The organism is Candidatus Allofontibacter sp. (genome assembly GCF_040404065.1).
GTDB lineage: Bacteria > Pseudomonadota > Alphaproteobacteria > Pelagibacterales > Pelagibacteraceae > Fontibacterium.
In genome coordinates this window covers 325,718-346,571 of the sequence record NZ_JBBAJM010000001.1, presented here as the reverse complement: position 1 = coordinate 346,571, position 20,854 = coordinate 325,718, and the positions used below count along the sequence as shown (strand labels likewise).

Genomic DNA, 20,854 nt, shown 5'->3' with positions numbered 1-20,854 from the left:
ATTGTTAATTAATTCTTTTAATACTTAAAACTTTATCCCCTGCTTTAATATTGTTATCTTTAAACCAGCCTTGATTAACTTCTAAGGCAAGAACAACGGGACTTCCCGAACAATGTTCTTTTTCTGTTAAAGGTTGCATATCTTCTATTTTAACAATCATGTTGTCTTTATTAATAAAAGCAATTGATAAAGGAATTTTTGTATCTTTCATCCAAAAGCATGGAGTCGATCCTTCTTCGAACAAAAATAACATTCCCTGATCTTTTCCTAAAGTATCTCGATGCATTAATCCTTCTTCTTGCTCTTCGTCTGTTTCTGCAATTTCTGCGATTAAAGTTTTTGAACCAATTTCAATTTTAACTTTTGATAATGCTAATTGTGCAACCGAATGATTTGTGAATAAAAAAATAAAAATTAGAACTTTTATAAATTCTTTTATCATCTTTTTTTACTATTTCCCTTAGATAAAGATACAGGGTATTTTATAACATTCTTCTTTAACTTTGTGTAAAAACTTTTTTCAATATCAATATTCATTTTTTGAGAAATTCTTACTAAATAAAAAAAAATATCAGCAATTTCATCTGCTACTTTTTGTTTATCAACTTTTTTTAAATCACTTTCTTTTAGCCATTGAAAAATCTCTACAAGTTCTGAAGCTTCAACAGATAATGCCATGGATAAATTTTTAGGAGAATGAAATTGATCCCAATCCCTTGCTTTAACAAAGCTTTTAATCTTTTTACTAATTTTCTTTAAATCCATCGTAAAATAGCTATTTAACTTAATTAAATGATTAAATTACACAAAAAATTTTTGAAAACTACTCATTCTATTGCTGATTTAGACCTGTGCACTATTCGATTAATGGATAACGCTAAGTTTCCATGGATCATTCTTATCCCAAAAAGAAAAGGTGCTAGACAAATATTAGATCTAAATAAAAAAGATCAAATGAAACTTATGTCAGAGATCGATTACTGCAGCAGAATAATGAAAAAAAGTTTTAATGCTTACAATTTAAATGTTGAAAAAGTTGGCAATATTATTCCGCAATTGCACATTCATGTTATTGCAAGAAATAAAAAAGATAGTACTTGGCCTCTTCCTGTTTGGGTTACTAAAGCAAAGCCTTATAAAAAAAAAAAATTAGCTGAGACTATAAAAAAATTACAAAAACTTATTTAATATGCTGAGCTACAGGCATGGATTTCATGCAGGAAATGCTGCTGATGTTATAAAGCATTTTATACTTCTGTACGTTTTAGATTATTTAAAGAAAAAAGATAAAAACTTTTTATTTGTTGACGCTCATGCTGGAGCTGGAAAATATTTAATTTCTGATCCTTATATGCAAAAGAATAAAGAATATCTTTTGGGTATAACAAAAATATTTAAACTTATAAATGATGAAATTTTTCTCAAAAATTATCTCGATTTAATAAAAATTCTAAATCCTAATTCTAAAATTGAAGTATACCCAGGATCAAGCTGGCTTGCGGCACAAAGTTTAAGACAAAATGATAGACTTCATTTTTTTGAATTGCATTCTAATGAATTTTTAAATCTTAATAACAATTTTAAAGATGATTTAAGAATTACAATTGAAAAAGAAGACTGTTACCAAAAATTAATAAAAATAATTCCTCCGAAAGAAAAAAGAGCAGTTATACTTATTGATCCTTCTTATGAACTTAAGGACGAATATGACAAAGTCACAAAATTAGTTTCTTCATGTTATAAAAAATTTCCTCTTGGTATTTATATTGTTTGGTATCCTGTTTTAAAAAATAAAAAATCAGAAGGTTTTGTTAAAAATTTTTTAGAACTTAAATTTAAAAATCTTACTCATATTGAAATGATAACTGATAAAACAAATAAAGGAATGCAAGGTAGCGGTTTGTTTATTATCAATACTCCATACTCAATTGTAAAAGATATAAGTCCATCCTTGGATCTTTTATTTAATAACCTAAAAAAATCTGAAACTGAAAGTGAACTAAAATTTAATAATTGGGTTCAGTAATAATTAAAGAAACATTCTGGCGATACCAAGGAAAGAAGCATAGCCACAACAGTCTGTAACAGTTGTTATAAAAACTCCAGCCGAAACTGCGGGGTCAATTTTAATTTTATGCATAAAGACTGGAATACCAATTCCAGCTAGGCCTGCTGCTGTTAAATTAATAATCATTGCGACGCCTATAATCGCTGAAATTCTAATGTCGCCAAACCAAAAATAAACAAAGAGTCCTGTAATAAAGGCAAACACAATTCCATTTAAAAGACCGGTTACAATTTCTCTGTTAATAATCTTTGCTACATTTTTAAAAGTCAGCTGCTGTGAAGCGATAAGTTGAATAGTAACTGCTAAAGTTTGTGTAGCAGCATTTCCTCCTTGCGAGGCAACGATTGGCATAAGAATTGCAAGTGCAACAACTTTTTGAATTGTAAGATCAAAAATTCCAATAACCCAAGAAGCAAGAACTGCAGTTAGTAAATTAATAAATAACCATAAAAAACGTTTCTTAGATGTTGTGATAGGATTGTCAGTAATATCTTCCTCTGAACCTACACCCCCTAATCTTAGAGCATCCTCAACTGCTTCTTCTTTAATAACGTTTACAATGTCATCTCCGGTGATCACACCAACTAACTTTTGATCTTTATCAATAACTCCTGCTGAAATTAAATTATACTGACTAAAAATATTACCTACTTTTTCTTTATCAAGATCAGCCTGAACTAATATTTTGTTTTCATTCACAATATCTTTCATCTTAATATTTCGATCTGTTCTCAATACTCTAGATGAAGAAATGGTTCCTAATGGCTTTTGATCTTGGTCAACTATGAATATTTCAAAAAATTGCTCCGGAAGATCTGTTGCATCTCTTAAATAATCAATGGTTTGTCCAACAGTCCAATTAACGTCTACTGCAACAAATTCTCGCTGCATAATTCTTGCGGCTGAATCTCTTGGGTATTGCAATCCTAATCTAAAAAAATTCTGATCTTTTTGAGGAAGATTAATTAATATTTGATTTCTAGATTCCTCTGGTACGTTTTCAATAATTTGAAACGCATCATCAGATTCTAATTCTTTAACAATATTAGAAATGGCATCCGGTGAAAGTTGTTCTAAAATTTCTTTTTGTAAATTATCGGATAATCCTAAAACAACTTCAGGATTTAAATCTGCTGATTTATGACTAAATAGCTTTATTTGAATTTCATCGGGTAACGTCTTAACTAAATCAGCTAAATCGGCCGGGTGATACCTATCTAAGAAATCATGAACAAAAACAAAGTTGTTCTCTCTAATATTTGAAGTTAATGAATTAGTTTCTTCTTCTGTAAATACATGTCCAGTTTTTAGTTTAGAAGAATAAATGGCTTCTTGGGGCATGGAAATCTCACATATAGGTTCTTCTACTACCTATAATGAATTTACTTAAAAAAAAAGCTTATTTTTTATAAAAAATTAATACTGCTTCTTTGATCTAGATTCTTTTGGAGCGGTACTTTTTGGCTTTTTTTTTTCTCTTTTGCTGTCCTGACTTTTTCCCATAGCTTTTAATTATTATATTAATTCGTCTTTAAATCTATCGAATTAGTTGTCTGGAAAGACATAGAAAGATAAATTTAAAAAATAGATGTTATTTAATAGTAAAAATGAAGCATTTTTAGGGATTTCATACATGGTGTTGTGTATGATTTTTCTTTCAATTAATGATGCGTTTATAAAATATATTTTACTTACCTATAAAGACATTACGATATTAGGTGAAATTATTTTCTTTAGAGGAGTTTGTTCAACGGCAATTCTTGTCCTTTACCTGTGGTATAATAAAAAAATAACTCTTAAAATTATAACTTCTAAGTCATTGCATTTTCGAGGTCTGTTAGAATCCATTGCAGCAATTTTTTTCTTTCTTGGTCTTATGTATTTACCGTTTGGCGAACTTTATTCTTTAATGAATTTATCGCCAATCTTAATCACTGCTTCTGGAGCTTTTCTGTTAGGAGAAAAAGTTGGCTGGAGAAGATGGACTGCTGTTATTTGCGGGTTTATTGGCGTTATGATTGTCATCCAGCCTCATAATTTAAAATTCGGCTTAGCATTTATTTATCCACTTATTGCAGCAGTATTTGTTGCGCAAAGGGATACCTTTACTAGAAAATTTTTACATAAATTTGATAGCTTACAAGTTGTTCTTGTAACTTCTTTTAGTGTTACATTTTTTTTTGGTTTTGGAATGTTTTTCAATTATCAGCCTATTAATATAGAAATATTTTTATGTATTTTTCTCTCTGCTATTTTTGTAAATCTTGGATATCTTTTTTCAGTGCTCGCAATCAAAACCACCAACATTTCAACGACATCTCCTTTTCGTTATACAATAATAATTTGGGGAATGATTTTAGGTTATTCTATATTTGACGAAATGCCTTCTATAACTATGATGATTGGCACCCTTGTTATTATAGCAAGCGGAATGTTTATTATTATAAGAGAAAAAAAAATCGGAATTATAAAATAATGAAAACATTACAAGCGCTTATTGATTTATTAAAATCAAAAGCTATACAAACTTCAGAAGATAATGATCTGATAGAATTTGAAAAAGGAAAATATTTTTTTGGCGTTGTTAAAAATGGAAAAGAATTAGAAGGTATTACTATCAGCAGAAAATTAGATGCAAAATACGCAAATAGAGCAGGTTTTAAAATTATAGACACTATCGATAATTATTCTGAAAAAAACGAAGCAAGAATTATTAGATACTTACAAGATTAAAAAATATCTGCTATTATAAACAATGCCTTCATTTGATGTGGTTAGTAGAATTAATTATCAAGAATTTGATAATGCTCTTGCAAATTGTTTACGAGAAATTGGAACCCGTTATGATTTTAAAGGCCTTAATATTTCAATTGAAAGAAAAGATAAGGTCATCACTACTCTTGCTCCTGATAATATAAAACTTAAACAGGTAAATGAGTTGCTACAAACACACCTTATTAGACGTAAAGTTGATCCGAGGGTTTTAAAAGTTAAAAGTTCAGAAACTGCAACTGGCGGAACAGTTAGACAAATTAGTGATTTAAAAGAAGGAATTGATCAAGAAAGTGCTAAAAAAATTATTACTCAAGTTAAAAGTTTAAAACTTAAAATCCAAGTAAAAATTCAAGGAGAAGAATTGCGAGCAGATGGAAAAAAAAGAGATGACCTCCAAGAAGCAATCGCTGCAATCAGAGAAATTGATATTGGTCAGCCGTTAGAATTTGTAAATTTTAGAGACTAGTTTTATTTCGCTTTATTAAAGACTTTATTTTTTTACTAAATTTAGGTTTTTTTTTAAAACTCCTGTCTTTTGATGATTTTCCGCTGTATCTTTTTGTCATTTTGTCACAGAGTAATGTTATAATTCTAATAATAAAGTTTTATCATGAAATTTATAGTTACTATTTTAATATCATTTTTTTTACTCATCAACCCAAGTGTATCTCAAGACAAAAAAGTTGATGACCATATTCACAAGAACATTGAGGCCAAAAGTCCCTTTCCTTCTGTGGATATCAAAATTACAAAAGATGTTTCTTCTGGCTATAATTTACAATTAATTACTAAAAATTTTAAATTTACTCCTGAAAAAATTGGCACAGCAAATGTAATGAGTGAAGGTCATGCTCACATTTATATTAATGGTAAAAAAACTAGGTTATATTCTGAATGGTATCACATCGATGATGAAAAGCTTACTCAGCCTATTAATCAAATTAGAGTAACTTTAAATGCTAACGATCATTCTGAATATACGGTAAATTCAAGACCAGTTGAAGCAATTGGCGCCATCAAAAACGAAGGTGGTGGGAATTGGTATAATAATAAAAAATAATTACTTACAAGGAAGATTAGATTTTTTCCAGCCATCTCCTGTTGCTGGATTTCCTTCAAAGCCATCTGAAATATTAACTAAATTTTTATAACCTTCTTGTTGTAATAGTTTTGCTGCAGCCATCGATCTCACTCCTGATCTACAAATAATTAAAATATTATCTTTTTTAGAAATTTTTTTCTGAAGAAAGTCTTGAGTAAAATTTTCATTTTTTTTTCTATCGAGTCCTAATAAAAGAGAAATAAAAAATGTTTTAGAATTTAAAGATTCCGCATCAGGTTTTCCAACGCCATTCCACTCTTCTTCTGTTCTTACATCAAGAACAACGCTATTGGGATTTGTTTCTAAAAAGTTTTTAACTTTTTCTGATGGGATACTAAATACTTCCATAAAATTATTTTATATTCTTAAAACGATAAACTTTTACTAGATTCTCTTCTTTTTTTATAACTTTTTTACTTGTTATTAAAACTAGTCTCTGTTTAAATTGTGTTTTTAAAATTAACAAAATAAAGGAAAAATAATGTTAAAAAAAGTAACTAATCTATTAACTGCTGTAACAATCTTGGCAGCTTCTACTTTTGGATTTTCTGCTTATGCAGCTCCATTAGTTGTGAAGTTTAGCCATGTGGTGGCAGAAAATACACCTAAAGGTCAAGCGGCTTTAAAATTTAAAGAGATCGCTGAAAAAAAATTACCTGGAAAAGTAGAAGTACAAGTATTTCCTAACTCACAATTATTTGGTGATGGAAAAGAAATGGAAGCTCTTTTGCTTAACGACGTTCAAATCATAGCGCCATCGCTTTCAAAATTTGATCGTTACACAAAAAAAATCCAAGTATTCGATTTACCATTCATCTTTAAAGATGGAAATGCTGCTTTAGCTTTTGAAAATTCAAAAGAAGGTAAAGCTCTTTTAACTTCAATGAAAGGAAAAGGTCTTATTGGTATTGATTACTGGTCAAACGGTATGAGACATTTTTCTACTAACAAAGATTTTAGACTTCCAAAAGATGTAAAAGGTTTAAAATTTAGAATCCAAGCATCAGACGTATATGAAGAAATTATGAAGTCTGTTGGTGCTAGCGGACAAAAAATGGCGTTCGCTGAAGTTTACCAAGCTTTGGAATCAGGAGTTGTAGATGGACAAGAAAATTCTTTTTCTAATACATACTCTCAAAAATTTCATGAAGTTCAAAAATTAATTCTTGAAACTAATCATGGTGTTTTAGATTATATGGTTGTTGTAAATGAAAAATGGTGGGATGGATTGCCAGCTGACATTAGAAAAGGTTTGTCAGAAGCAATGCATGAAGCAACTATTCTAAACAATCAAATTGCAAAACAAAAAAATGATGATGCTAGAGCTGCTATCGTTGCAGGAAGCGCAACAAATCCTAAGCACGCTAAAATTGCAAAATTAACTGATACTGAACTTGCTGAATGGAAAAAAGCAATGGAACCAGTATATAAACGATTTGAAGCAGATATTGGTGCTGATTTAATTAAAGCTGCAGCGTCACATAGTAACAAAAAATAGTTCACAATTATCTTTATCTTTCAGCCGCATTATTTTAAAAATAGTGTGGCTGGGGATATTATGAGAAATTTTTTCTTAAAATTTGAAGAAAACTTCATCGCTTTTCTTTTAGTTTCGATGACGTTGATTAACGTTGCAAACGTGTTTGTGCGTTATGTTTTAAAATCTAATATTACCTGGGCACTTGAATACAGCATTATGTCTTTTGGCTGGTTAATTATTTTGGGAGCTGCTTGGGGGGTAAGAGTTGGCGGTCATATTGGGATTGATACAGTTATAAATTTATTTTCAAAAAAAACTGTCAAATTTGTAAATATTATTTCTTGCACTCTTTGCATTGTTTATGGCGCGATCATTTTATTCGGTAGCTATATTTATGTTGAAAAAATCTATTCTGTTGGCATTCGCTCACAAGACATTGAATGGTTACCTGCATGGGTGCCGAAAATGGCTCTAATTTTTGGATTTGGACTTTTAATTATTAGATTTTCCGGAATGCTTATTCGTATCATTAAGAATGAACAGCGTGGTCTTGGTTTAATGAATGAAGCTAAAGAAGTTATTGATAGTATTAAATTTAAAAATACCACAAAAAAAATAGTAAAAAAGAAAGGTGGAAAATAAATGACATCCATATTTCTTTTCACAATTCTTTTTGTATTCTTGTTTATGGGAATGCCTATTTCTATTTCATTGGGGCTTTCTAGTATTTTATCTATTTTATTTTTTGGAAGAGACTCCATTGCTTCAATGGCATTAAAAATTTTCGAAACTTCTGAACACTTTACCTTACTTGCAATTCCTTTCTTTATTTTAGGAGGAGTTTTAATGTCAACTGGTGGTGTAGCTAAACGACTAATTCGTTTTTCAATTGCTTGTGTGGGGCATATGCGTGGTGGTCTTGCAATCGCATCCATCCTTGCATGTACTTTTTTTGCTGCAGTTTCAGGGTCTTCCCCTGCAACAGTTGTTGCTGTTGGAAGTATTATGATAGTTGCTATGACTAAGGCAGGCTATCCGCTTAGATTTGCATCTGGCGTTATATGTAATGCTGGAACTCTTGGAATTTTAATTCCTCCTTCAATTGTGATGGTTGTTTATTGTGCGGTTACAGAACAGTCCGTTGGACGAATGTTTTTAGCTGGAATAGTTCCAGGTCTTTTGCTTGCATTTATTTTAATGGTTTCAGTTTATATTTATGCAAGAATTGTTGATCTTCCTGCTTTAAAAAGAGCAACTTTCAAAGAATTGGTTGTAAGTGCGAAGGATGCTATTTGGGGATTTATTCTGCTGTTTATTATTATGGGTGGAATTTATGGTGGAGTATTTACACCAACTGAAGCGGCAGCAGTTGCAGCTTTTTACGCGATGTTAGTTTCTATTTTTATTTATAAAGATATTACCATCAAAGATCTTCCGAAAGTTTTCATTGATGCATCAAAATCTACAACAATGTTAATGTTCATTGTTGCTAATGCCATGTTATTTGCGCATGTATTAACAACTGAAAGAATTCCTCAATTAATGACAGAACAAATATTAAATGCAGGTCTTTCACCTTTAATGTTCTTATTATTAGTGAATATTATTTTAATTATTGCAGGTGACTTTATGGAGCCTACTGCAATTATTTTAATTTTAACTCCAGTATTTTTTCCAATTGCAATGAAGCTTGGAATTGATCCTATTCATCTTGGAATTATGCTTGTTGTTAATATGGAAATTGGAATGGTCACTCCACCAGTTGGTTTGAATTTATTTGTCACCTCCGCCATTACAGGCCAAACCCTTGTACAGGTATTAAGAGGGGCACTTCCTTGGATGACAATTTTAGTGGTTTATCTTGGCGTTATTACTTATTTCCCTAAAATTTCAACGATACTTCCTGATTATTTAATGGGGAAACAAGCACCCGTTGTTCTAAAGAAGTTTTAAATATTGCCGATATAAATTCCAAGCGCTAAAGCCGTGTCTACTAAAGACTCATTCTGATCAACAACTTTATAATTATCAATTCCTTCTTCTATCGGCACATCTACAACTGTTCTATTCTTCCAAGCAACCATACGATTAAATTTTTTCTTAGCTAATAAATCAACAGCTGCAACACCAAAAGCGCTAGCTAAAATTCTATCATTTGGAGTTGGCATAGCTCCTCTTTGCACATGTCCTAAAGTAGTTACTCTGCACTCTAATTTTGTTTTGTTCATTATTTCTTGAGAAATATAATTTCCAATTCCACCTAGTCGTTCTTGCCCATCTGAAAATTTAACCATGTGTACTTTTCCATTTTCTGTTTTTACAGATTCTGCAACAACAATAAGTGAATATTTTATATTATGCTTTCTCATTTGATTTATTTTTGTAATAATTTCGTCAATAGAATAAGAAAGTTCAGGAATTAAAATAACATCCGCTCCACCTGCAATTCCAGCATTCAAAGCAATATGACCCGCATCTCTTCCCATAACTTCTAAAATCATAATACGATGATGACTTGCTGCTGTTGGTTGTAAATTATCGAGTGCCTGAGTTGCAATTGAAACTGCCGTACTAAATCCAATGGAAGTTTCGGTAGAGCCAACATCATTGTCAATAGTTTTAGGTATAGCTACAATATTTAATTTTCCTTTATCGGCTATTTTTTTTAAAATCTTTAAGCTGCCATCGCCACCAATGACTATTAAACCGTCTAATTTTAAAAGATGATAGCCTTCAATAATAGTATCTGATTGATCGGAAAGCTTTCCATTCTCTGAAGAAAAATTAAACGGATCTCCTTTGTTGGTTGTTCCTAAAAAAGTACCACCTTGTCTAAATAAAGACCCGCCAAACATTTCATAATTTAACTCAACAAAATCAATTGGCCTTCTTATTAAACCAAGAGTTCCATCTTTAATACCAAAGACGTCCATATTATATTTTGATTTTGCTCTATAAAATATTGATCGTAATGCGGCGTTCAATCCGCCGCAGTCTCCACCACTTGTTAGAATGCCTATTCTTTTCATTAATTTTTATTACTTGTAAATATTGCAATTCAAAAATAGTATTCTAAATAATATCACTGTTATGAATAAAAATATTAAAATTATCTCTGAAAAACTTTCGAATGCTAGATTTGGGAAAAAATTTATAAGCAAGATCCCAGCCTCTATTATCAAAAACGTAAATACAGCAACAGAAATCTGCAGAAATGCTGAAATGGAATTACTATGGAATCCCATTGGTTTTAAAGCAGGAGCCACTAATAAAGCGGTGTGGAAAAAGTTAAAAACTTCTAGCCCTTTCTTCTCTTATTTGTATGAAGAAACTACTTATAAAAATAATGGCAAAGCTCCTTTCCAACAAAATCTTTTAGGAGCAGAACTTGAAGTTGCTTTTAAAATAAAAAATGAATTATTTAATTTTAATAAAAAAATTACCAAGTCTAATGTTAAAAATTTTATAATTGGCATGGCTCCAGCTATAGAAATTGTTGGTTTTAGGCAAAAATTAAAAGCAATTGATTGTTTGGGTCGTATGATTTCAGACTTTGGTTTGAATGTTTCTTTTATTCCTGGAAAATTAAAAAAATTTAACTTAAAAAAAATCACAAATCTTTCAACAATTTTAGTAAATAAAAAAGACAAAAAGAAATATCCAGGCAATACTAAAAATGTGATGGGAAATCCTATTAACTCTTTAGTTTGGTTATTAAATGAAATTAAAAAAAACAATATGATGTTAAGTTTTGATTTCTGGGTAACTACAGGTTCAACAACGCAAATTGTTCCTGTCAAAAGAAAAGATTCTTTTTATGGAAATATTCCAGGTGTTGGAAGTGTTGCCGTTAAAATAAGTTAATTATTCTTTAACGACGGTCATCTTTCTTGAAAAATAAATCAAAGATATAATTGCAAGCGAAAAGATGACAGATAAAAAATCTAAAGTTTCTCCTAATAAAATAATAGAAAAGGCAAAAGTTAGAAAAGGCATCAGTAGCTGTATTTGACTAACACGAACTGCTCCTCCCATTTCTAATCCTTTATACCATGCAAAAAAGCCGATCCATTGAGAAAATAAAGAAGCATAAAGAAATCCTAACCATGCACTAATATGAATTTCATTTTTAGGAAAATAATAAATAGCCAACATTAAATGGAAAGGCATAGCAGATGCTAAAACCCACGAGATAACATCTATTGAACTCATTATTTTAGTAAGCTTAGCTCCAACATTATAACCAACAGAAGCTGATATAACTGCAATAAAAAATAAAAGATCAGAGTAAGAAACTGTTGTCGCCTCTTTGATGCTTTGGGCATGAAGAATAGTGTAAATAACTATTAATAAACAACCAACAACAGCGCATATCCAAAATCCAATCGATGCTTTATGTTTAAAATAAAAAGAAGCAATTATTGCTGTTACTAATGGCAAGAACGCTAAGATTACTCCTGAATGTATAGAAGTTGAATGAACAAGCCCTAAAGCTAAAAATAATGGAAAACCAACTGATATTCCTAAGGCTATTATAGAAAAATTAATAAAATATTTTATTTTGGGTATTTTTTTTTTAAAAATAATTAAATAAATAAGCGATAAACTACCAGCAAGTGCAGCTCTACCAAAAGTAATAAACTGCGGCGACAATTGATCATTTGAAATTCCTAGAGCTAACTTTGTAACTGCAGATGTAACTGAGAAGATTAATATTCCAATAAAGCCTAAGATAAACCCTTTGCTTTCATTGCTCATTCTCGAGAATTTTTTTTTAATAAACATAAATTAATGATTAACTATAATGAGATTAGCTAGCTTTTTTTAGTTCGCGTCTTTCATTTTCAAATAACAAAGCTAAACGATCAATCATATAATCTGAAGCTTCAAATACATTCTTTGGATTAAAAACTTTAGTCTCAGAAACTTCAGTTTTATCTTCCAAATTAATTTCATTTTCTAAACGTTCGGAAGCATTTTCACCTTTAATGTACAATAAAAATAAATAGTCATTATCTGGAGTGTCTTGATTTTTGATAAAACATTCTCCGTTTTCCGCTATATTATCTATGAAAGCTAGAGGCGCTCTTTTTCTTGTTAAGTATCTTTTATTGACCTGAAATACTATTGATTTCATATTTCTTGAATACTTTTCTAATCTCTCAACTACTTGCTTTTTAATTTCATTTTCTTTTTTTTCAGCCTCTAATATAGCTCTAGCTTCTTCTCTTGTTTTTTTATGAGCCTCTAATTCAAGTAATTTTGCTTCACTTCGTTTAAGTTTAATTTCTTGTAATTTTTCTCTATAAATTCTTAGTCGGTCTTCAGTAAGTTTTAATTTATTTCTTAATTCATATATTTTTTCTTTTTCTTGTCTTTTGTGATCCTTAAGCTGCAGATCTAATCTTCTTTGCAGATTTTTTTGTTCAATAATAATTCGTCTTTCAAGAGCTTTTTGTTCCCGTTCTAAATGACGAAGCTCTATATTTTTTTCTTTTAGTAGCTGTTTGTGAAATTGGAACTTTTGCTTCTTAAGTTCATTTAATTCACGTAAATTCTTCTTTTTTAATAACTCGATCTCACGTTTTATTTGTGTGGCTTTTAACTGATTGATTTTTATTAATTTCTTCGCGCTACTATCTTTCCAGGCGATAATTTTTCTTTGAAAATATGGCTTTAAACCAAAAAAATTAGCAAACTGACCTTTTATGTAATTCTCAATTTTATCAAAAAAACCAACTTTGTATTTTGAAAGTTTTTTTGTTTTTAGCTTTATTTTTTTAACTTTTATTTTCGATGTCTTTTTTTTTATTTTTATTTGCGTCTTTCTTCTTAAGATTTTTTTTGTTTTAAGTTTTTTTATTTTGCTATTTTTTTTCTTAGAAAAATTAATTTTTTTTTTAATATTTTTTTTTAATTTTAATGATTTCTTTTTTAAATTCTTATTCTGCTTAAAAGATTTTGATTTTTTTACTATTTTTTTTGGAAATTTTTTTTTATTTTTTTTTACTATGGGACGATTTATTTTTTTTATAAGTTTTTTTTTAATAACCTTTTTAATTTTTTTGACGGGTTTCTTCTTAAAAACTCTTTTTATTTTTTTGAGTGATTTTTTTTTATTCTTTTTATTTTTTTTCATTGCTTTTAAATAAAAATATTATGTCAAACTCAATTAAATTATAACTAACATTAAAATGGAAAAATAATAGACAATTAATTATCTATAAAAAATTTATGTCCTTAAGATCTTTTAATAAATTAGATTTTTGTTGATCACTTAAAACAACTAAGGGTGGTCTAATATTAGACCAGTTATTATCTTCTTTGATTTTTGTAGCTTTTAATGCTGCAATTACAGGATATTTTTCAAATACATCTCTGACTGTTTTTATTCTTTGATTAGTCTGTGCACCTTCTGTTGTATTAAAACTATCTATTAATTTTACAGCTTCAATATTCACATTTGTAGTTGCGCTAATACATCCAGAACAGCCAATATGAAGTCCGTCATAAAGAAATTTTTCGCTTCCTGGATAAACAATAAAATTTTTTACTTCTTTATATTTTTTAGTATTTTCAAAATTACCTGAGCTATCTTTTATTCCTGCAATAATATCTGAAAATTCTTTCTTAAGTCTGATAATGAGATCTACGGAAATAGTGACGCCACTAACTTGGGGAATGTTATATAAGAAAACTTTTAAATTTTTTGAACTAACTTCATTTATAATTTCTTTATAATATTGATACACTCCCTCATCTGACACATTTTTATAATAAAACGGAGGAAGCAATAATACCGAATATATTTTATTTTCTAATGCAGTTTTAGTAAGCAAAGCCGCATCAACAAAAGAGGTGTTGCCTGTTCCTATAATTATTTTTTCTTTAGGAATGTCACTTTTAGATATTGTGTTTATTAGATCAATCTTTTCTGAAATAGAAATTGAATTTGCCTCCCCTGTTGTTCCAAGTGGCGCTAAATTAATTTTATTTTTTAATAAAAATTCACAATGCGAAATAAATAATTTTTTATCTATAGTTAAATCCTTATTAAAAGGAGTCAAAACTGCTGAATAAACTGCTTTTTCCATTATTTTTTAGTTAAGAAGTTTTTAGATATTATCTATAAAATGACAACAATTTAAAATAAATAATAACAAATACTTATCCACTACCACTAATGAATAAAGCTCTTATTATTCAAACAAGACCAGGCGTTGGTGATTTATGCATGTTTCTACCCTACATCCAGCAAATACATGAAAATAATAAAGAATTAGAAATTACTTTAATTACCAAAAAAAGAACTGCTGCTAAACAAATATTAAAATACGAAAAATCAATAAAAGAAATTATTTATTTAGAAGACGAAAATTTAAAAATTAACAAATCCAAAATTAACAATTTTTTTAAATTAATTAATTTCATAAAGAAAAATAATTTCTCAAAAATCTACATTATGCATTTTAGTTTATTTTGGTTTTTGATTGCAAAAATTTCAAAAATTAAAAATATATATACCTACGGAGTTTTCAAAAAAAATGTAGATATTTACTTAAATGCTTTAGAAAAAAATAAAAAATGGCTCAATAATAACAGCTTAACCAGTCAAACTATAATTTCTTGGCCTGTTAGCAATAAAAATAACAATCAAATTATTATTGGAATTGGATCTTCTGGTCCTACTAAAAAATGGCCTACAGAAAATTATATTTCACTAATTAAAAAGATTAATAATAAAAATATTAAATTTTATTTGGCGGGCGGCAACAATGTAATTGAAAATTCAATAGCAAATGAAATAAAAAAAAACCTAACTGAAAATAAAATAGAATCTCTTTGTAGTTTAAGCATTGAAGAAATAATGCCGATAATAAATTCTAGTAAATTATATATTGGTAATGATACTGGATTTATGCATTTAAGTGCTGGTCTTAACCTTCCAAGCATAGGGTTGTTTGGGGATACGCCTTTATCTTACGCAAACTATAATAAAAATATTTTTCCAATTATTCCTGAAAATTTTAAAACTGTAGGCCACAATAGTATGGCTATGAATAAAATAACTGTAGAGCAGGTACTTAAAAAAGCAAAAGAGTTTATCTAAAACTTTTCTCTAACTTTCTATAAGACTCAGGGGACATTTTAGTTCTTAAATTTTTTAATTTGCTTTTAATTTTATCTTTTAAATCACCCTGAATAATTTCATTATTAATACTTAACAAAACATTATCAAAGATCATTTTTAATACATCTTTGAACTTATTTGCAGTTTCTGCATTGCCAACATTATTAAATGACATTTTATTTAAATTAATATCTTTACTGATATCTAAAAATTCTGAAGATACTTTTAATGAAGTGTTGCTAAGAACTAACTGCTTAACAACAAAAGTTTTATTATCTTTTTTATTGGTCTGCTCTGGTTTCGCTGGTGCTTTATCTTCAACTTTTTTTTCACTAGGCTTTTGACATGCTTTAAATGCGCTTACGTTATCTTTCATGTCTTTTTTATCTAAGATAAGCTCATAATATAAACTGGCTCCATCAATATTAATGCTATTAACAACAATATTATTCGTAAAAACACTTTTTAAGTCAAAATCTGTATTAATATTTTTAATTTGAATAATATTTTTATTTTTAAATCCTTCTAAATTTCTAATTTCAATATTACTAATCTTGATTGATGAGCCTAATATACTTGTGTCAATATCTCCAACCAAAACCTGCTGACACAAAGCATCTTTGCCTTTATTAATTAATACATCTTTGATGATTTTATTAACTTTATAACTTAAAAAATCTAAAATTAAAAAAATTAGGCTAGCAATAATAAGGAAGGAAATAATTATTTTTTTTTTATTCATGATATTAAAATTATAATTATAACAATTATAGGAAATAACAAAATAAATCCTATTAATTTATTTTTGACAAAAAAGTACCTAATTATTTCTATGAAATCTTTAATAAGCATTGATATACATGCTTATACAAAGTTAAAATTTTATCAATATATTTACAAAAATATTTAATGCCAAATACTGAACCTAAAATAGATAAAATTTTACATAAAATAAAAATTCATAACCAAGATCTTATTGATGACTATTCTTGGATTAAACAAAAAAATTGGAAAGAAGTAATCTTAGATCCAAAAAAACTGGATTCAAAAATCAAAAATTATCTAGAAAGTGAAAATAAATTTAAAGAAGATCAGCTTCAAGATGTTAAACATTTAGAGCAAAAAATATTTGAAGAATTAAAAGCAAAAATTAAAAATGAAGATAATTCTGTACCCAAAAAAGACGAAACATTTCTTTATTTTTTTAAATATAATAAAAATAGCGAATATCCAATTTACTATAGAAAAAATATTGAAAATAATTTTGAAGAAATAATATTAGATTGCGAGAAAAAATCTAAAGAGTATTCATATTTCAATATTTCCTCTGTATCTCATAGTCATGATCATAAATATTTAGCTTATAATATAGATATTAATGGTTCTGAATATTTTTCATTATTTATTGAAGATATTAAAACTAAAAAACAATTAAGCTCAGCAATAAAAAATACAACTGGAAGCATCGTCTGGTCTTTAGACAATCAATATATTTTTTACGTTTCCCTTGACGAAAATCACAGACCAACAAAAGTTCTAAAACATAAAGTTGGATCAAATCTCGAATCTGACGTTTTAATTTACGAAGAAAAAGATCCTGCCTTTTTTTGTTCTATTAGCCTTTCACAAACAAAAAAGTATTTATTTATCAGAACTGCCGACCACGAGACTTCAGAATATCTTTTTTTAAATACAGCATCAAACACTGCAAAACCAATTTTATTTAAAAAAAGGGAAAAAAAAATTGAATATGATCTAGATCATCATGATCAATTTTTCTTAATTAGCACAAATATAGATAAAGCAAAAAATTTTAAAATAATGATAAGTAAAGAAAATACCTATCAGCAATGGCAAGATTTTATTCCTTATAATAAAAACAATCTTATCCTTGATTTTATTTTACTAAAAAACTGGCTGATAAGACTTGAACGAACAGAAGGTTGTGAAAATATTATTGTATTAAATTTAAATAATAAAGAAGAGCATAAAATTAATTTTAATGAAGAGGCATATCATCTATCTTTAGAACATGGTTATGAATATGAAACTGACATTTTTAGATACTCCTATTCATCTCCAACAACGCCTAAAAGTGTCTTTGATTATAATTGTAAATCTAAACAACAAGAGTTAAAAAAAATTCAAGAGATACCTTCTGGACATAATAAAGACGATTATGTTTGTAAAAAAATATTTGCAACTGCACATGATGGTGAAAAAATTCCAATTACAATTTTATATAAAAAAGAAACACAACTGAATTCAGAGAATTATCTACTTCTTTATGGATATGGTTCATATGGAATATCTATTCCAAGTGGATTTTCTACTAATAGATTAGCCTTAGTTGATAGAGGAATTATCTATGCGATAGCCCATGTAAGGGGCGGTAAAGAAAAGGGTTATGAGTGGTATGAACATGGCAAACTTTTAAATAAAAAAAATACTTTTCTAGATTTTATAAGTTGTGCAGAAAAATTATGTGACGACAAATATACGTCACATAAAAAAATTATAGCACAAGGAGGTTCTGCTGGTGGATTATTAATGGGTTATATTTCAAATGAAAGACCAGATTTATTTCTTGGAATTATTGCTCAAGTACCTTTTGTCGATATTTGTAACACTATGCTTGATGAAGAGTTGCCACTAACGGTAACGGAAATTCCAGAATGGGGCGATATAAAAAATGATAAGAAAACTTTTGAATACGTCAAAAGTTACTCACCATATGACAATGTTAAAAAACAAAACTATCCTCACATGTTAATTACAGGAGGCATTTCTGATCCTAGAGTTACTTATTGGGAAATGACTAAATGGATTGCAAAATTAAGAGAAAATAGAACAGATAATAATTTATTATTACTTCATATGAATATGACTGCTGGTCATGGAGGTGCGAGCGGAAGATTTGATTACCTTAAAGAAATAGCAATGGAATATGGATTTGTTTTAAAAATCTGCAAAATATTATCTTAATTTTTTTTCAACCTTGTCCCAAAAAATTTTTTCTAATCTAACTCCATTTAATCTATTAATCTCCTGAATACCGGTTGGTGAAGTTACATTTATTTCTGTTAAATAATTTCCTATCACATCAATCCCTGTGAAAAATAATTTATTCTTTTTTAAATAAGGCTTTAAGATATTGCATATTTTTTTATCTTGTCTAATCAAGCCTACTTTTTTTGCTTTTCCACCAGTATGAAAATTAGCAGTTACACTTCCCTTTTTAGGAATTCTTGCAACTGAACCTGCATATTCCCCATCAATTAAAATAATTCTTCTATCGCCTTCTTTAATTTCACTTAAATATTTTTGTACTACTATAGGTTTTTTATATTTATTAATTAACTTCAATATTTTTCCTTTTAAATTAACATTAGCTCCTTCTAATTTGGAAATACCTTCTCCCCCGTTACCATAGAGAGGTTTAATAATTGTTCTTTTATATTTTTTATGAAAATTAAAACACTGTTCAACGTTTTTAGAAATAAGAGTTGGTGGAATAATTTTTGAAAAATTAAACATTGATAGTTTTTCAGGATTATCTCTGATTGATCTAGGATTGTTTAAAATAAGAGTTTTATTATCTATAGTTTCAAGCAAGTAAGTTGCAGTAAGATAGTTCATATTAAAAGGGGGGTCTTGCCTAACTAAAATTACATCATACTTTTCTAGAAAAACTTTTTGAAGCTTTCCTTCAGTAAAAAATCTTTTTTTATTAGGAAATAATTTAAAAATATTCCCATACGCAAATAACTTTCCATTTTCATAAATTAAATTTTCAGGTAAATAATGAAATAACTGATGCCCTCTTTTTTGAGCTTCTAAAGCTAAAATATAGGTACTATCTGTCTTAATATTAATAGAATCCAGAGGATCCATTTGAACAGCTATTTTAAAATGCTTCTTCATCAAAGATCTTAAGTATATCGTGTTTCCATCTAGTATTGTACTTTTCTACAAGAGATTGAGCTGGTGATTTTTTATCTTTAATAAAATTATGAATATCTTTTAAAAAGATATTTTCATCCATACCCTTGTTATTCGTTTGTTTTCTATTCTTTAATCCTAAAGCTGAAAAATCTATTATTTTTTTAGCATGTTCGAATATTTTTTTATTTTTGATTTCAGTATCAAAGCCTTTTTTAGGAACTTCTAAATATGCATTATAAACATCTGCATAATTCCAGTCTTTTACATATTCCAAGGTCTGCTCTAAAGCACTCTCATCATAAAGCAGTCCAGTCCAAAACGCAGGTATTGAACATATTCCTGCTGATGAACAAGAATCTGCAGATCTAATTTCTAAATATTTTTTTAATCTTAATTCAGTAAAAATAGTCGACACATGATTTTCCCAGTCTTGAAGTGTGGGTTTTTTATTTGGATAATTTTTTAATTTTCCAGAAAGAAAATCATTAAAACTTTCTCCTGTGCAATCAATATATTCATCATCTTTAATAATGAAATACATCGGTACTTTAAGTGCGAAATCTACATAACGTTCAAAGCTATTACTATTATCTAAAAAAAAATCAGGAATGCCTGATCTGTTTTTATCGGTATCTTGCCAAATATGAGTTCTATAAGACAAATAACCATTCAATTTATTTTCTTTAAATGGAGAATTAGAAAATAATGAAACTGCAACTGGTGTAATCGCAGCTATTAATTTTGATTTCTTTTTATAATCAATCTCATTTGAATAATCTAAGTTAACTTGCGTAGCGCAAGTTCTATGCATCATATCAAGCCCATTGCTTCCGACATTGGGCATATACTTTCTCATAATCTCATATCTTTTTTTGGGAGATTTAAAAACATCGGTTAATTTTGCAATTGGTGCAAATCCATTACCCAGCAATCCTATTCCTAATTTAGCGCAAACAATTTTTAATTCTTTTAAATATGAATTAATTTCATTGCAAGTTTGGTGGATATTTTGAACTGCATCACCTGATAGCTCAAACTGCAAACCAGGTTCTAAGGTAATATTTTTTTTGTCTTTTACCAATCCTAAAATATTTTTTCCTTCTTTAACTGGAACCCAATCATTTTTAATGAGTTCAGAAAAAATTTTTTGAATACTAACCTCTCCTTCATAAGGAATAGATTTTTTAGTTTTTACATCAAATAAAAATTTTTCATGTTCGGTTCCTATTCTCCAACTATCTTTAGTTTTGGAACCTTGAAAAAAATAATCTATTAACTGTTGTTTGTTCTCAATATTTTGCAATTTAATACTCTGTTTATGATTTCAAGTTTGGTCAATTTATTCCTTGGATC

Annotated in this window: 23 protein-coding genes; 12 read left to right on the top strand and 11 right to left on the bottom strand. The window is 28.4% G+C overall.

Going from position 1 to position 20,854, the window contains the following annotated elements:
- Positions 1 to 4: 4 nt before the first annotated feature.
- Together AC8IG9_RS01870 and AC8IG9_RS01865 are read right to left on the bottom strand one after the other, a co-directional pair.
- Positions 5 to 442, bottom strand: a complete 438-nt coding sequence (locus tag AC8IG9_RS01870) for a DUF192 domain-containing protein (protein ID WP_507425128.1) — start codon at positions 440 to 442, stop codon at positions 5 to 7.
- Complete coding sequence (locus tag AC8IG9_RS01865) at positions 439 to 765, bottom strand: nucleotide pyrophosphohydrolase (protein WP_507425127.1); 327 nt, start codon at positions 763 to 765, stop codon at positions 439 to 441. Before AC8IG9_RS01865 ends, AC8IG9_RS01870 begins: the two co-directional genes overlap by 4 nt.
- 27 nt (positions 766 to 792) lie before the next feature.
- Between AC8IG9_RS01865 and AC8IG9_RS01860 the strand changes: the two genes are divergently transcribed.
- Together AC8IG9_RS01860 and AC8IG9_RS01855 are read left to right on the top strand one after the other, a co-directional pair.
- Complete coding sequence (locus AC8IG9_RS01860) at positions 793 to 1,188, top strand: HIT domain-containing protein (protein ID WP_507425126.1); 396 nt, start codon at positions 793 to 795, stop codon at positions 1,186 to 1,188.
- Position 1,189: 1 nt separating this feature from the next.
- Complete coding sequence (locus AC8IG9_RS01855; RefSeq protein WP_507425125.1) at positions 1,190 to 2,026, top strand: 23S rRNA (adenine(2030)-N(6))-methyltransferase RlmJ; 837 nt, start codon at positions 1,190 to 1,192, stop codon at positions 2,024 to 2,026.
- Between the two features lie 3 nt (positions 2,027 to 2,029).
- On the opposite strand, the gene mgtE is transcribed toward AC8IG9_RS01855, so the two are convergent.
- Positions 2,030 to 3,409, bottom strand: a complete 1,380-nt coding sequence (mgtE, locus tag AC8IG9_RS01850) for a magnesium transporter (protein WP_507425124.1) — start codon at positions 3,407 to 3,409, stop codon at positions 2,030 to 2,032.
- Positions 3,410 to 3,656: 247 nt separating this feature from the next.
- Between mgtE and AC8IG9_RS01845 the strand changes: the two genes are divergently transcribed.
- The 4 genes from AC8IG9_RS01845 (at position 3,657) to AC8IG9_RS01830 (ending at position 5,903) form a co-directional block, all read left to right on the top strand.
- Entirely contained in the window at positions 3,657 to 4,544 is an 888-nt protein-coding gene (locus AC8IG9_RS01845) for a DMT family transporter (RefSeq protein ID WP_507425123.1), read from the top strand.
- Positions 4,544 to 4,801, top strand: coding sequence for a hypothetical protein (locus AC8IG9_RS01840; RefSeq protein ID WP_507425122.1), 258 nt, complete (start codon positions 4,544 to 4,546; stop codon positions 4,799 to 4,801). The genes AC8IG9_RS01845 and AC8IG9_RS01840 overlap by 1 nt, the downstream gene beginning before the upstream one ends.
- Before the next feature lie 22 nt (positions 4,802 to 4,823).
- Positions 4,824 to 5,309, top strand: coding sequence for a YajQ family cyclic di-GMP-binding protein (locus AC8IG9_RS01835; RefSeq protein ID WP_017971773.1), 486 nt, complete (start codon positions 4,824 to 4,826; stop codon positions 5,307 to 5,309).
- A gap of 144 nt (positions 5,310 to 5,453) precedes the next feature.
- Positions 5,454 to 5,903, top strand: a complete 450-nt coding sequence (locus AC8IG9_RS01830; protein WP_507425121.1) for a hypothetical protein — start codon at positions 5,454 to 5,456, stop codon at positions 5,901 to 5,903.
- Here AC8IG9_RS01830 and AC8IG9_RS01825 read toward each other — a convergent pair whose 3' ends face one another.
- On the bottom strand, positions 5,904 to 6,293 hold the full coding sequence (locus AC8IG9_RS01825) for a rhodanese-like domain-containing protein (RefSeq protein ID WP_507425120.1): 390 nt from the start codon (positions 6,291 to 6,293) through the stop codon (positions 5,904 to 5,906). It abuts the gene before it with no gap.
- A gap of 133 nt (positions 6,294 to 6,426) precedes the next feature.
- On the opposite strand from AC8IG9_RS01825, the gene AC8IG9_RS01820 reads away from it, so the two are divergent.
- The 3 genes from AC8IG9_RS01820 to AC8IG9_RS01810 are packed head-to-tail and all read left to right on the top strand — an operon-like array spanning position 6,427 to position 9,378.
- Complete coding sequence (locus tag AC8IG9_RS01820; RefSeq protein WP_507425119.1) at positions 6,427 to 7,443, top strand: TRAP transporter substrate-binding protein; 1,017 nt, start codon at positions 6,427 to 6,429, stop codon at positions 7,441 to 7,443.
- Between the two features lie 60 nt (positions 7,444 to 7,503).
- A complete protein-coding gene (locus tag AC8IG9_RS01815; protein WP_507425118.1) occupies positions 7,504 to 8,067 on the top strand; it encodes a TRAP transporter small permease in 564 nt (187 codons plus the stop codon).
- A complete protein-coding gene (locus AC8IG9_RS01810; protein ID WP_507425117.1) occupies positions 8,068 to 9,378 on the top strand; it encodes a TRAP transporter large permease in 1,311 nt (436 codons plus the stop codon). It begins immediately after the preceding gene.
- On the opposite strand, the gene AC8IG9_RS01805 is transcribed toward AC8IG9_RS01810, so the two are convergent.
- On the bottom strand, positions 9,375 to 10,454 hold the full coding sequence (locus AC8IG9_RS01805; protein WP_507425116.1) for an ATP-dependent 6-phosphofructokinase: 1,080 nt from the start codon (positions 10,452 to 10,454) through the stop codon (positions 9,375 to 9,377). The two genes, AC8IG9_RS01810 and AC8IG9_RS01805, sit on opposite strands and share 4 nt — an antisense overlap.
- 61 nt (positions 10,455 to 10,515) lie before the next feature.
- Between AC8IG9_RS01805 and AC8IG9_RS01800 the strand changes: the two genes are divergently transcribed.
- Positions 10,516 to 11,289 (top strand): 2-keto-4-pentenoate hydratase, encoded by a 774-nt coding sequence (locus AC8IG9_RS01800; RefSeq protein WP_507425115.1) that lies wholly within the window; start codon positions 10,516 to 10,518, stop codon positions 11,287 to 11,289.
- On the opposite strand, the gene AC8IG9_RS01795 is transcribed toward AC8IG9_RS01800, so the two are convergent.
- The 3 genes from AC8IG9_RS01795 to AC8IG9_RS01785 form a co-directional block, all read right to left on the bottom strand.
- Positions 11,290 to 12,210, bottom strand: a complete 921-nt coding sequence (locus AC8IG9_RS01795) for a DMT family transporter (protein WP_507425114.1) — start codon at positions 12,208 to 12,210, stop codon at positions 11,290 to 11,292. It lies immediately after the preceding gene.
- A 25-nt stretch (positions 12,211 to 12,235) separates the two neighbouring features.
- A complete protein-coding gene (locus tag AC8IG9_RS01790) occupies positions 12,236 to 13,564 on the bottom strand; it encodes a hypothetical protein (protein WP_507425113.1) in 1,329 nt (442 codons plus the stop codon).
- An 82-nt stretch (positions 13,565 to 13,646) separates the two neighbouring features.
- The gene (locus tag AC8IG9_RS01785) at positions 13,647 to 14,519 is read right to left on the bottom strand and encodes a dihydrodipicolinate synthase family protein (protein ID WP_507425112.1); all 873 of its coding nucleotides are present in this window, start codon (positions 14,517 to 14,519) and stop codon (positions 13,647 to 13,649) included.
- An 89-nt stretch (positions 14,520 to 14,608) separates the two neighbouring features.
- On the opposite strand from AC8IG9_RS01785, the gene AC8IG9_RS01780 reads away from it, so the two are divergent.
- Positions 14,609 to 15,535 (top strand): glycosyltransferase family 9 protein, encoded by a 927-nt coding sequence (locus AC8IG9_RS01780; protein ID WP_507425111.1) that lies wholly within the window; start codon positions 14,609 to 14,611, stop codon positions 15,533 to 15,535.
- Here the strand turns inward: AC8IG9_RS01780 and AC8IG9_RS01775 are convergent.
- Positions 15,528 to 16,298, bottom strand: a complete 771-nt coding sequence (locus AC8IG9_RS01775; protein WP_507425110.1) for a hypothetical protein — start codon at positions 16,296 to 16,298, stop codon at positions 15,528 to 15,530. The two genes, AC8IG9_RS01780 and AC8IG9_RS01775, sit on opposite strands and share 8 nt — an antisense overlap.
- A 167-nt stretch (positions 16,299 to 16,465) precedes the next feature.
- Between AC8IG9_RS01775 and AC8IG9_RS01770 the strand changes: the two genes are divergently transcribed.
- On the top strand, positions 16,466 to 18,541 hold the full coding sequence (locus AC8IG9_RS01770) for a S9 family peptidase (protein WP_507425109.1): 2,076 nt from the start codon (positions 16,466 to 16,468) through the stop codon (positions 18,539 to 18,541).
- Here AC8IG9_RS01770 and gshB read toward each other — a convergent pair.
- Positions 18,533 to 19,480: a glutathione synthase gene (gshB, locus tag AC8IG9_RS01765; RefSeq protein ID WP_507425108.1), complete on the bottom strand. Its 948-nt coding sequence runs from the start codon at positions 19,478 to 19,480 to the stop codon at positions 18,533 to 18,535. The two genes, AC8IG9_RS01770 and gshB, sit on opposite strands and share 9 nt — an antisense overlap.
- Positions 19,464 to 20,804 (bottom strand): glutamate--cysteine ligase, encoded by a 1,341-nt coding sequence (locus tag AC8IG9_RS01760; RefSeq protein WP_507425107.1) that lies wholly within the window; start codon positions 20,802 to 20,804, stop codon positions 19,464 to 19,466. The genes gshB and AC8IG9_RS01760 overlap by 17 nt, the downstream gene beginning before the upstream one ends.
- Positions 20,805 to 20,854: the final 50 nt, after the last annotated feature.

Bases quoted from the DNA above. Each gene is read 5' to 3' on its own strand.
- AC8IG9_RS01870 (WP_507425128.1), bottom strand. From the start codon at position 442: ATGATAAAAGAATTTATAAAAGTTCTAATTTTTATTTTTTTATTCACA.
- AC8IG9_RS01865 (WP_507425127.1), bottom strand. From the start codon at position 765: ATGGATTTAAAGAAAATTAGTAAAAAGATTAAAAGCTTTGTTAAAGCA.
- AC8IG9_RS01860 (WP_507425126.1), top strand. From the start codon at position 793: ATGATTAAATTACACAAAAAATTTTTGAAAACTACTCATTCTATTGCT.
- AC8IG9_RS01855 (WP_507425125.1), top strand. From the start codon at position 1,190: ATGCTGAGCTACAGGCATGGATTTCATGCAGGAAATGCTGCTGATGTT.
- mgtE (WP_507425124.1), bottom strand. From the start codon at position 3,409: ATGCCCCAAGAAGCCATTTATTCTTCTAAACTAAAAACTGGACATGTA.
- AC8IG9_RS01845 (WP_507425123.1), top strand. From the start codon at position 3,657: ATGTTATTTAATAGTAAAAATGAAGCATTTTTAGGGATTTCATACATG.
- AC8IG9_RS01840 (WP_507425122.1), top strand. From the start codon at position 4,544: ATGAAAACATTACAAGCGCTTATTGATTTATTAAAATCAAAAGCTATA.
- AC8IG9_RS01835 (WP_017971773.1), top strand. From the start codon at position 4,824: ATGCCTTCATTTGATGTGGTTAGTAGAATTAATTATCAAGAATTTGAT.
- AC8IG9_RS01830 (WP_507425121.1), top strand. From the start codon at position 5,454: ATGAAATTTATAGTTACTATTTTAATATCATTTTTTTTACTCATCAAC.
- AC8IG9_RS01825 (WP_507425120.1), bottom strand. From the start codon at position 6,293: ATGGAAGTATTTAGTATCCCATCAGAAAAAGTTAAAAACTTTTTAGAA.
- AC8IG9_RS01820 (WP_507425119.1), top strand. From the start codon at position 6,427: ATGTTAAAAAAAGTAACTAATCTATTAACTGCTGTAACAATCTTGGCA.
- AC8IG9_RS01815 (WP_507425118.1), top strand. From the start codon at position 7,504: ATGAGAAATTTTTTCTTAAAATTTGAAGAAAACTTCATCGCTTTTCTT.
- AC8IG9_RS01810 (WP_507425117.1), top strand. From the start codon at position 8,068: ATGACATCCATATTTCTTTTCACAATTCTTTTTGTATTCTTGTTTATG.
- AC8IG9_RS01805 (WP_507425116.1), bottom strand. From the start codon at position 10,454: ATGAAAAGAATAGGCATTCTAACAAGTGGTGGAGACTGCGGCGGATTG.
- AC8IG9_RS01800 (WP_507425115.1), top strand. From the start codon at position 10,516: ATGAATAAAAATATTAAAATTATCTCTGAAAAACTTTCGAATGCTAGA.
- AC8IG9_RS01795 (WP_507425114.1), bottom strand. From the start codon at position 12,210: ATGTTTATTAAAAAAAAATTCTCGAGAATGAGCAATGAAAGCAAAGGG.
- AC8IG9_RS01790 (WP_507425113.1), bottom strand. From the start codon at position 13,564: ATGAAAAAAAATAAAAAGAATAAAAAAAAATCACTCAAAAAAATAAAA.
- AC8IG9_RS01785 (WP_507425112.1), bottom strand. From the start codon at position 14,519: ATGGAAAAAGCAGTTTATTCAGCAGTTTTGACTCCTTTTAATAAGGAT.
- AC8IG9_RS01780 (WP_507425111.1), top strand. From the start codon at position 14,609: ATGAATAAAGCTCTTATTATTCAAACAAGACCAGGCGTTGGTGATTTA.
- AC8IG9_RS01775 (WP_507425110.1), bottom strand. From the start codon at position 16,298: ATGAATAAAAAAAAAATAATTATTTCCTTCCTTATTATTGCTAGCCTA.
- AC8IG9_RS01770 (WP_507425109.1), top strand. From the start codon at position 16,466: ATGCCAAATACTGAACCTAAAATAGATAAAATTTTACATAAAATAAAA.
- gshB (WP_507425108.1), bottom strand. From the start codon at position 19,480: ATGAAGAAGCATTTTAAAATAGCTGTTCAAATGGATCCTCTGGATTCT.